Annotated in this window: 12 protein-coding genes and 1 rRNA gene; 12 read left to right on the top strand and 1 reads right to left on the bottom strand. The window is 36.6% G+C overall.

Annotated elements, in window-relative coordinates; translation table 11 throughout:
• The 11 genes from rrf to rsmI all read left to right on the top strand — a co-directional run bounded on the left by rrf (position 1) and on the right by rsmI (position 7,360).
• Positions 1-115 (top strand): 5S ribosomal RNA (rrf, locus tag ACFSO7_RS10195).
• Positions 116-319: 204 nt separating this feature from the next.
• On the top strand, positions 320-538 hold the full coding sequence (locus tag ACFSO7_RS10190; RefSeq protein WP_377877191.1) for a sigma factor G inhibitor Gin: 219 nt from the start codon (positions 320-322) through the stop codon (positions 536-538).
• A gap of 114 nt (positions 539-652) precedes the next feature.
• Complete coding sequence (locus ACFSO7_RS10185; RefSeq protein ID WP_377877190.1) at positions 653-2,089, top strand: aminotransferase class I/II-fold pyridoxal phosphate-dependent enzyme; 1,437 nt, start codon at positions 653-655, stop codon at positions 2,087-2,089.
• 25 nt (positions 2,090-2,114) lie between these two features.
• Positions 2,115-2,744 (top strand): dTMP kinase, encoded by a 630-nt coding sequence (tmk, locus tag ACFSO7_RS10180; protein ID WP_377877189.1) that lies wholly within the window; start codon positions 2,115-2,117, stop codon positions 2,742-2,744.
• A gap of 103 nt (positions 2,745-2,847) precedes the next feature.
• Positions 2,848-3,177, top strand: coding sequence for a cyclic-di-AMP receptor (locus ACFSO7_RS10175; protein ID WP_377877188.1), 330 nt, complete (start codon positions 2,848-2,850; stop codon positions 3,175-3,177).
• 29 nt (positions 3,178-3,206) lie between these two features.
• Positions 3,207-4,214 (top strand): DNA polymerase III subunit delta', encoded by a 1,008-nt coding sequence (holB, locus tag ACFSO7_RS10170; RefSeq protein WP_377877187.1) that lies wholly within the window; start codon positions 3,207-3,209, stop codon positions 4,212-4,214.
• The gene (locus ACFSO7_RS10165; protein ID WP_377877186.1) at positions 4,207-5,034 is read left to right on the top strand and encodes a PSP1 domain-containing protein; all 828 of its coding nucleotides are present in this window, start codon (positions 4,207-4,209) and stop codon (positions 5,032-5,034) included. Before holB ends, ACFSO7_RS10165 begins: the two co-directional genes overlap by 8 nt.
• A 13-nt stretch (positions 5,035-5,047) precedes the next feature.
• Positions 5,048-5,422, top strand: a complete 375-nt coding sequence (gene yabA, locus ACFSO7_RS10160; protein WP_377877185.1) for a DNA replication initiation control protein YabA — start codon at positions 5,048-5,050, stop codon at positions 5,420-5,422.
• Between the two features lie 67 nt (positions 5,423-5,489).
• Positions 5,490-6,230, top strand: coding sequence for a tRNA1(Val) (adenine(37)-N6)-methyltransferase (locus ACFSO7_RS10155; protein ID WP_377877184.1), 741 nt, complete (start codon positions 5,490-5,492; stop codon positions 6,228-6,230).
• A complete protein-coding gene (locus ACFSO7_RS10150) occupies positions 6,220-6,507 on the top strand; it encodes a GIY-YIG nuclease family protein (protein ID WP_377877183.1) in 288 nt (95 codons plus the stop codon). The genes ACFSO7_RS10155 and ACFSO7_RS10150 overlap by 11 nt, the downstream gene beginning before the upstream one ends.
• Positions 6,485-7,360, top strand: coding sequence for a 16S rRNA (cytidine(1402)-2'-O)-methyltransferase (rsmI, locus tag ACFSO7_RS10145; RefSeq protein WP_377877182.1), 876 nt, complete (start codon positions 6,485-6,487; stop codon positions 7,358-7,360). Before ACFSO7_RS10150 ends, rsmI begins: the two co-directional genes overlap by 23 nt.
• Positions 7,361-7,395: 35 nt before the next feature.
• Here rsmI and ACFSO7_RS10140 read toward each other — a convergent pair whose 3' ends face one another.
• Positions 7,396-7,680, bottom strand: coding sequence for a transition state genes transcriptional regulator AbrB (locus ACFSO7_RS10140; protein WP_377877181.1), 285 nt, complete (start codon positions 7,678-7,680; stop codon positions 7,396-7,398).
• A gap of 450 nt (positions 7,681-8,130) precedes the next feature.
• On the opposite strand from ACFSO7_RS10140, the gene metG reads away from it, so the two are divergent.
• A complete protein-coding gene (gene metG / locus ACFSO7_RS10135) occupies positions 8,131-10,080 on the top strand; it encodes a methionine--tRNA ligase (protein ID WP_377877180.1) in 1,950 nt (649 codons plus the stop codon).
• The last annotated feature ends 457 nt before the right edge of the window (positions 10,081-10,537 follow it).

Genomic DNA, 10,537 nt, shown 5'->3' with positions numbered 1-10,537 from the left:
CTGGTGGCGATGGCGAGAAGGTCACACCCGTTCCCATACCGAACACGGAAGTTAAGCTTCTCAGCGCCGATGGTAGTTGGAGGATTCCTCCTGTGAGAGTAGGACGTCGCCAGGCAAACGAAGAACAACCCATATGTGGTTGTTCTTTTTTACATATAAAAGGTTGTTAGCTAAAAAGGATGAGTAATCAAGTAATAAATCTATGTTAGACATACACCTAACTCGTAATCCCATCATACAATAGTAATCAATCAAACTTGCGACGAGAATTTTCCGAAAATTAAGCATACAAAGGACGCTTATTGGGCAGAATAATCGTATGGAGGTGGAGTCATTGGGTTCGCTATTAACAGAAAATCAGATAGGGGAAGCATGTGTGATTTGTGAACAAATGAAATTAAAGGGAATACATTTGTATACTTCATTCATTTGCTGCGAATGTGAACAGGACTTAATTCATACAGACACAGATCATCCGAAATATAAGTTTTTTTTAAAACAGTTAAAAAAAGTAAATACACCAGAAATTTTCTCATAAAAGTCCAATATGGGCTTTTTTTATTTTTTGAGAAGGGACCATACTATTCGAACTAATGAATTTTAGCTTTGTATTTGTTAAAATGAATGAGACTATTAAAAGGATGTAATAAATATGGACCAACATAGGACACCTCTATTTGATACTTTAATTCAACATGACAAACAACAACCACTTTCTTTTCATGTACCAGGACATAAGAATGGCGTGCTATTTCCTTCCAAGGCTAATCCATACTATTCTTCTATCTTATCTATAGATGTAACAGAGCTTACGGGGTTAGATGATTTACATGCTCCTGAAGGCGCAATTAGAGAGGCTGAGGAGTTATTAGCGAATATATACAGGACAAGGCATAGCTTTTTTTTAATAAATGGTTCAACCGTTGGAAATTTAACGATGATCCTTTCAACGTTCGAAGAAGGTGACATTGTTTTTGTACAAAGGAATTGCCATAAATCTATTTTAAATGGGTTAAAATTAGCAAAATTGAAGCCAATATTTATTGAACCTGATTTTAATGAGAATTGGAAAGTTGCAACGAGCATTTCCAAAGATTCATTACAAGCCGCTCATCAAGCTTATCCAAAAGGAAAAGGAGTTATCCTCACTTATCCTAATTATTATGGATTCGCCTCTGATATTAAAGAAATCATTGATTATTGTCATTTATATGGTATGGTCGTACTTGTAGATGAAGCTCATGGTGCTCATTTTATTGCAGGAGAACCATTCCCCCCTTCCGCTTTACAGTTAGGGGCAGATATGGTTGTTCAATCGGCACACAAGACGTTACCAGCCATGACGATGGCTGCTTACCTACATATAAATAGTGAAAGGATACCTTTTGATACTGTAAAATCATATTTACAGGTTTTACAGTCAAGTAGCCCCTCCTATCCACTCATGGCTTCCTTGGATATAGCCCGGAGCTATATTGCGACATACGATGAAGAGGATAAAAAATATTTAGAAGAACAGTTGGCTATATTTATTAAAAAATTAAAAGAGATTCCTGTGATAAAGGTTTTACATCATCAATCAAAAGGCGACCCTTTGAAAATTGTTCTACAATCGAATCAAGGTAATAGTGGCTTTGATCTGCAAAGAAGGTTAGAATCAGTAGGAGTTTATTCAGAGTTGGCTGATTCGCATAATGTCCTTCTTGTATTTCCGTTATTAAAAAAGGGGGTAAGTTATCCCGTTTTGGAGGTATCAAGAAGGATTCAGGATGTGCTTAAAGGGGAAATAGGAAATGCCACTTTAAGAAGTGTTCAAATTAAGAGAAGTGAACAAATCTTTTCTAGCTTAGAGATTGAGTATAAAGAGCAGCTGCAATTGCGGCAAATGGTCATCCCTCTTGTAGAATCAATGGGAGAAAATTCAGCAGAAATGATTATTCCTTATCCTCCTGGTATTCCACTATTCATGGAGGGAGAGAAGATTACCTCTGAAAAGCTAGAAATATTACGTCAACTTATTCAACTTGGAGCAAGATTTCATGGTGGAGAATTTTTAGGAGATCAGAAAATAAAAATATATAAGAGATAGATATGAGTTTTTTGGAGGATAATGTATGAATATGGGTGTTTTTATCACCATAGAAGGGCCAGAAGGTGCTGGTAAAACAACAGTTATCTCAATGGTAGCTAAAACTTTAGAAGCACAAGGTTATAAAGTATTATTAACACGTGAACCAGGAGGTATAGAAATAGCAGAAAAAATTAGAAGTGTCATTTTAGATAAAAGTCATACCTCTATGGATCCAAGAACAGAGGCACTACTTTATGCAGCTGCACGACGTCAACATTTGATGGAAAAAGTGGAGCCTGCCTTGCAAAACGGTATGATTGTCCTTTGTGACCGATTTGTTGATAGTTCACTAGCCTATCAAGGTTATGCACGTGGATTAGGAATGGATGAGGTATTTTCCATTAACCAATTTGCGATTGGTGAAAGGATGCCCAATTTGACTATTTACTTTGATATTGATCCAGAAATAGGCTTAGAGAGAATTTCCCAACATCAAAATCGGGAAATTAATCGATTAGATTTAGAGAATTTGGAGTTTCATGAAAAAGTACGTGAAGGGTACCAATTGCTATTGGATAAATTTCCCGAACGCATCAAGAAAGTGGATGCATCTCAATCAGTGGAATCCGTTTATCTTAAGGTAAAGGAATTAATTCTCTCTGAATTAAATTAAAATTTAAAATTTTCAAACTAATTTAACGCTGTATGGACGAAGAGAAACTGTTATAATAAAAGAAAAAAGAAGCGGATATCCATATAGAAGGGGATTGGTTGGATTGAAATTAATTCTAGCAGTCGTACAGGATCAGGATAGCAATAAATTATCAAGTGCCCTTGTTAAAAATAATTTCCGAGCAACGAAGCTTGCTAGTACAGGTGGCTTCTTAAAATCAGGAAACACCACATTCATGATTGGAACAGAAGATATAAGGGTAGATAGATGTTTACAAATTATAAAAGAAAATTGCCAATCTAGAGATCAACTTGTTGCTCCCGTTTCACCAATGGGAGGAAACGCAGATTCATATGTTCCTTACCCAGTTGAAGTGGCAGTTGGAGGAGCAACTGTATTTGTCTTACCAATTGAGCAATTTCATCATTTTTAAAACCAGAAATATGTAAGTGAGTGATAGATTTGGCTAAAAATTGGGACCAATTAGAGGAATTACAACCAATTGTTTTAAAAATGCTTAAAAATAGTTTGCAAAAAGGGCGAGTGGCCCATGCTTATTTGTTTGAGGGGGCTAGAGGGACAGGAAAAAAGGAAGGTGCTCTTCTTTTAACAAAGTCCTTATTTTGCTTATCTCCAATAAAGCAATATAAACCTTGTGAAGAATGCTTAAACTGCAGAAGGATTAATCATGGAAACCATCCAGATGTTCATATAGTAGAACCGGATGGTTTGTCCATTAAAAAAGGACAAATCAAGACCTTGCAAGAAGAGTTTTCTAAAGCTGGCGTTGAATCGAAGCAGAAGGTATATATAATATCCCACGCGGACCGAATGACGGTGAATGCAGCTAACAGCTTGTTGAAATTCCTAGAAGAACCTAATTCTGAAACAATGGCGATACTTTTAACAGAGCAGGTCCAACAAATTATTCCAACTATTTTATCAAGATGCCAAACGCTATCTTTTCAACCACTTTCGAATAAAAATATGATAGATAAGCTTGTCGAACTAAACATTAATGAAGAAAAAGCCCCCATCCTTGCCTCCATGACCAACAATATAGATGAAGCAATTGCCTTATTTGGCGACGATTGGTTTGCACAAGCACAAAAGATAGTGGTAAAATTATATGAGGTGCATAGAAGGAATCCACTTGAAGCTTTATTAGTTTTACAAGAGGAGTGGTTTATGCACTTTAAAGAAAAAGAGCAAATCGATCGTGGGTTAGATTTACTACTTTTGATCTTTAAGGATTTATTATATATACAGGTCGGAAAAAATGAACAAGTTGTCTTTGTTGATGAGCGGACTAGATTAGAACAATTTGCTTTACAGTACTCTTCTTTGGATCTGACGAAGCAAATGTCTGCTATATTAGAAGCAAAGAGAAAACTGCAAGTAAATATGAATCCCCAACTCTTAATGGAGCAACTTGTGTTAAATTTGCAGGAGGGATCTTATTTTGTATGATGTTGTAGGTGTACGCTTTAAAAAAGCAGGTAAGATATACTACTTTGATCCCGGCGAAATTTCTATCCAAAAGGACGAATTTGTTATCGTTGAAACGGTCCGAGGAGTAGAATTCGGTAAAGTTGTCATTGCTCCGAAGCAAGTAGGCGAAAACGATGTAGTTCTACCTTTAAAAAAGGTCTTGAGAATTGCCGATCAAAAGGACCGAATGATTGTAGACGAAAATAAACTTGCTGCCGAGGAAGCTTATCAAGTGTGTAATGATAAAGTCAATGAACATGATCTTGATATGAAGCTAGTGGATGTAGAATATACCTTTGACCGAAATAAAGTCATTTTTTATTTCACTGCAGATGGACGAGTTGATTTCCGTGAACTCGTAAAGGATTTAGCCGCTATATTTAGAACTCGTATTGAGTTGCGCCAAATTGGTGTAAGAGATGAAGCAAAAATGCTAGGTGGTATTGGACCATGTGGCAGGATGCTTTGTTGTTCCACGTTCTTAGGTGATTTTGACCCCGTCTCTATTAAAATGGCAAAAGACCAAAACCTGTCATTAAACCCTACCAAAATTTCAGGTTTATGTGGCCGGTTAATGTGCTGTTTAAAATATGAAAATGATGAATATGAATCAGCGAAAGAACAACTTCCTGATCTAGGTGAAATGATTGAAACGCCTCAAGGCAGAGGTAGAGTGGTAGGTTTAAATATTTTAGAAAGAATTCTACAAGTAGAATTGAAAGACCATGATCGTGTTTTAGAATATACCATCGATGAAATTATTAAAGAGGGCGCTGTTTCATTACAATCCACAGATTAATGAGGTGGAATAAGTGGATAAAAAAGAGATCTTTGACTCTGTAAGTAATATGGAGGCACAAATTGGCCATTTGTACAGTCAGCTTGGTGAGTTGAAACAGCATTTAGCAGAAATACTAGAAGAAAACAACTCTTTAAAGCTGGAGAATGAACATTTAAGACGTCGACTAGATCAAACCGTAGTCCAAGAAGAAAATAGGACTCCTAAAGGACAAAAAAGTCCTTCCCATCAAATGGATTTGGAAGATAAATCAATGGATATTGGAGAAGGATATGATAATCTAGCGAGACTTTACCAAGAGGGATTTCATATTTGTAATCTCCACTTTGGAAGCCCACGAAAAGAAGGCGACTGTCTTTTTTGTTTATCTTTTTTGAATAAAAAATAATGGGAGCTGTTTCATAAGTACCGAGCTTATGAGTCAGCTTTTTTTCTTATAATCCGGAGGAGTAAAAATGGTGATTTTAAAGGATGATGAACGATTGGATTATTTGTTGGCAGAAGAATTACGAATTATCCAGAGTCCATCTGTTTTTGCCTTTTCATTAGATGCTGTATTATTATCTAAATTTGTATATGTACCCATTCAAAAGGGGAAATTAATTGATTTATGTAGTGGGAATGGGGTTATTCCCCTTTTCTTAAGTACCAGAACGAAAGGGAATATTACAGGGGTTGAAATTCAGGAGAGATTATATGATATGGCTTGTAGAAGTATTCATTATAATCAGCTTGAGTCGAGAATTCAGATGATTCATGGGGATATTAAGAATATTTCAAGTCAGCTAGGATTTGGTAAATATGATGTAGTGACATGTAATCCTCCTTACTTTCCTACCCCTTCTCAAGAGGAAATGAATGAAAATGAACATCTAGCGATTGCTAGACATGAAATTTTATGTACATTAGAAGATGCTGTTAAGTCAGCCAGTCAATTAGTACGTACCGGCGGAAAGGTTGCTTTTGTCCATCGTCCAGGGAGATTAATGGATATGGTTTCTTTAATGAGAGCCTATAAGTTAGAGCCCAAAAGAATACAGTTCGTTTATCCGAAGCTTGGAAAAGAAGCCAATACGTTATTAATTGAAGCAACGAAGGATGGTAATCCAGACTTAAAAATCTTACCGCCGCTTTTTGTATATAATGAAGAAAATGAATATACGGATGAGGTAAAAAAGATCTTATATGGAGAATAAAGAACATTTTTTTTATGTTTTAGAATGTAGTGATGGCAGTTATTACGCAGGATATACGAATAATCTAGTCAAACGAATAAAGCTTCATAATGAAGGAAAAGGGGCAAAATATACAAAAGGTAGAGGGCCAGTAAGACTTCTTTATTCAAAACATTTTAATAATAAAAGTGAAGCACTTAAAGCAGAATATCAGTTCAAACAATGGACAAGAAAGAAAAAAGAAATGTTTTTAGTGCAAGAAATGGGTGAATTGTATGTGGCAGCAGAAAAGCTTTGAGCGGGAGCAGGAGAAAGGCATACTATACTTAGTCCCTACACCAATCGGTAATTTAGAAGATATGAGTTTTCGAGCAATCCGAATGTTAAAAGAGGCAGACTGGATTGCAGCAGAAGATACTCGAAATACAAAAAAATTATGTCATTATTTTGAAATAGAAACGCCTATCATCAGTTACCATGAGCATAATAAGCAAGTAAGCGGACAAAAAATTATTGAAAAGTTAAAAGATGGAGCAAAAATTGCCTTAGTTAGTGATGCGGGAATGCCGACCATTTCTGACCCTGGTTATGAATTAGTTGTATCAGCTACGGAAAGTAAATTAACAGTCGTACCGCTCCCCGGAGCGAATGCTGCACTTACAGCTTTAATTGCCTCGGGACTCCCATCACATCCTTTTTACTTTTATGGTTTTTTAGATCGACAAAAGAAAACAAAGCGTAAAGAGCTAGAAGGATTAGTGAATCTTTCCTCCACCCTCATTTTTTATGAATCACCACATCGTTTGAAGGACACGTTGGAGTTAATAGGTGAAGTATTGGGGGAGCGAAGAATAGTTCTTTGCCGAGAACTGACGAAAAAGTTTGAAGAGTTTATTAGAGGAAGCATCTCAGATATTCAAAAGTGGGCATCAGAAGAGGAAATCCGTGGGGAGTTTTGCTTAATAATTGAAGGTTCCCACAGTGAAATAAAAGAGGAAGTCACTTCTTGGTGGCAAGAATTAACCGTGGAAGAGCAAGTGGAACATTATGTGTCGGTAAAAGGCTTGTCCTCTAAAGAAGCGATTAAATTAACAGCTAAAGACAGGGGATTACAAAAAAGAGATGTTTATCAAGCTTATCATATAGAGTAATAAAAATAGCCTCTCGATGGGAGAGGCTATTTTTATTATTTTGCTACAGAAAAAGCGTTTTGGATTTCGCTTAATAGCTGTTCTGCACCATCACGGCTTAAAATTAATTTTCCGCCTGCAAGTGCGATATTATCATCGGAAACTTCACCAGTTACTTGGCAAGTCATGTTTGGTTTATATTTTTTTAAAATGATGCGATCATCATCAACATAAATTTCTAAAGCGTCTTTCTCTGCAATACCAAGAGTACGTCTTAATTCAATCGGAATAACCACACGACCAAGCTCATCGACTTTACGAACAATACCTGTAGATTTCATTTTTAATTATCTCCTCTCAATGTATAACTATCTCTATTTTATTCTTTCGTCATTATTCGACAAATTTTGTGCTGATTTAATAATACCAGCGATTCCCATAAACGTCAATTACCTTGTTTAAAAAAACAGTATAAAAGTTACAAAAATAATATAAATCCAATCATACCAATACTTTCCGGCAATGAATCGATTGTTTTATACCTTAAAATGGGAATAAAAATGGAAATTGAATAATATTATTAGAAAATCTACAAGTGATAATTCGACAAAATTCTACATATTGCTTAAATGAATTCGACAATTATATATACGTTATTGTGATTGATTTTATGGGGGACTTTTGGATACTGACCAATTGTTGCACAATTTAAGAATTTTAGGTATATTTTGTTGATATAAGAGGTAAAGCTGACGTATATTCAATCATGTTTTTATTTAGGAGGAAGCCAAGTGGAGGAAAGTTTGAAAACATTTTATATCACGACTCCCATTTATTATCCAAGCGGAAATTTACATATCGGTCATGCCTATACAACCGTTGCGGGCGATGCCATGGCGCGTTACAAGCGCTTACGCGGATACGATGTCATGTATTTAACAGGCACAGATGAACATGGGCAAAAAATTCAACGAAACGCAGCTGAAAAGGGGGTTACCCCGCAACAATATGTTGATGAAATTGTAGAAGGTATTAAGGAGTTATGGAATAAACTTGATATTTCTTATGATGATTTCATTCGAACGACGGAAGATCGACATAAAAAAATTGTCGAACAGATTTTTGCTCGATTAATGGAACAAGGGGACATTTATTTTGACCACTATGAAGGTTGGTATTGTACACCATGCGAATCTTATTATACAGACCGCCAATTAGTAGATGGGAATTGCCCAGACTGTAATCGCCCTGTTGAAAAGGTGAAGGAAGAATCGTACTTTTTTAGAATGAGTAATTATGCCGAACGATTACTTCAGTTCTATGAAGAAAATCCTGGGTTCATTCAACCTGAGTCCCGTAAAAACGAGATGATCAATAATTTTATTAAGCCGGGTTTAGAAGATTTAGCCGTTTCCCGGACCACTTTTGATTGGGGTGTTAAAGTTCCTGGTGATCCAAAGCATGTCATTTATGTCTGGATTGACGCTTTATCCAATTATATTACTGCTTTAGGATACGGAACGGAAAATGATTCGAAGTATTTAAATTACTGGCCTGCAGATGTACATCTAGTTGGAAAAGAAATTGTTCGTTTTCATACGATTTACTGGCCAATTATGCTAATGGCACTTGATATTCCACTTCCTAAAAAAGTTTTTGCCCATGGTTGGTTATTGATGAAGGAAGGTAAGATGTCAAAATCAAAGGGGAATGTTGTTGACCCTGTTATGCTAATCGACCGTTACGGATTAGATGCCCTTCGTTATTATTTATTACGAGAAGTTCCCTTTGGTTCTGACGGTGTTTTCACGCCAGAAGGGTTTGTGGAGCGAATTAATTTTGATTTAGCTAACGATCTTGGAAATCTATTAAACCGAACGGTTGCCATGATTGATAAGTATTTTAATGGAGAAATTCCTGTTTATAAAGGATCAGTTACGGAGTTTGATGACTTGCTACTTCAAGTTAATAAGGAAACAGTAGAAAAATACGAAGAAGCAATGGAAAAAATGGAGTTCTCCGTGGCTTTATCTAACGTGTGGCAGCTAATTAGTCGTACAAACAAGTATATTGATGAAACACAGCCGTGGGCTTTAGCAAAGGATGAATCGAATCGTGAGCATTTAAGTAGTGTAATGGCTCACTTGGCTGAGTCATTAAGACGGACAGCTGTGTTATTAAAACCGTTTTTAACACGTACTCCTGAAAAAATCTTTTGCCAATTGAATGTAACGGATGAAAAATATCAAACTTGGGATAGTCTTGAAGAATTCGGAATGATTCTTGAAGGTACGAAAGTTGAAAAAGGAGATCCGATTTTCCCAAGATTAGAGTTACAGGAAGAGGTTGAATATATTAAAGGGCAGATGCAAGGTCCCGCTGTAGTAAAAGAAACAGTGGAGGAAAAACCTGAATCCGAAGAAATTACGATTGATGATTTTATGAAAGTTGACTTACGCGTAGCACAGGTTATTCATGCGGAACCCGTGAAAAAGGCAAACAAGCTATTAAAATTACAACTCGATTTAGGTTATGAAAAAAGACAGGTTATTTCAGGAATTGCTGAATTTTATAAGCCAGAGGATTTGATTGGACGAAAAGTCATCTGTGTCACAAACTTAAAGCCTGTGACACTTAGGGGAGAACTTTCTGAAGGAATGATTTTAGCAGGTTCAAAGGACGGCAGTTTATCCCTTGCAACCATTGCTGAATCCCTGCCTTTGGGAGCAAAAGTAAAATAAAGTGAAACTCAATCAGTGGGGGTTTTATCATCCCCACTGATTGTTAGTCCCGTTCTAGTGTCGCTAATTACATCGCTAACTTATTGATAAAGCGACACTATGAACCCGATTGGTTCAACTAAACCTCTGCTGCCGCATCGGTAAGTTTCACTGTATCTCACTAATCGGGCTTTTACGGGCAGTTATCACCCACCTAGGATATCTCATTTACACTCATAAACCTCGAGGTGGGGATCTACTGCCCGTTAATGCGGGATAAATTGTCAAAATGTCTCACAAATTGTTCCACATGAAACATTTTGTGAGACATTTTTTTGTTCATTTAAATGTCCAGTTCCAGCGCCTAGCCCCGACGTACAGGATGTACTAGTGTCGACAATGCGACAGGACGTCGCGCTTTTGTCGACCTCGAGGTCAAATGTTCGACACCAAAAAGTCAAAAGGCGACTTTCCGGGT

Origin of the sequence: Bacillus sp. CGMCC 1.16607 (assembly GCF_042683745.1) — a bacterium.
Taxonomy (GTDB): Bacteria; Bacillota; Bacilli; order Bacillales; family Cytobacillaceae; genus Pseudoneobacillus.
Note: the sequence above shows the minus strand (reverse complement) of the source record. Positions and strands in the feature narration are given on the sequence as shown.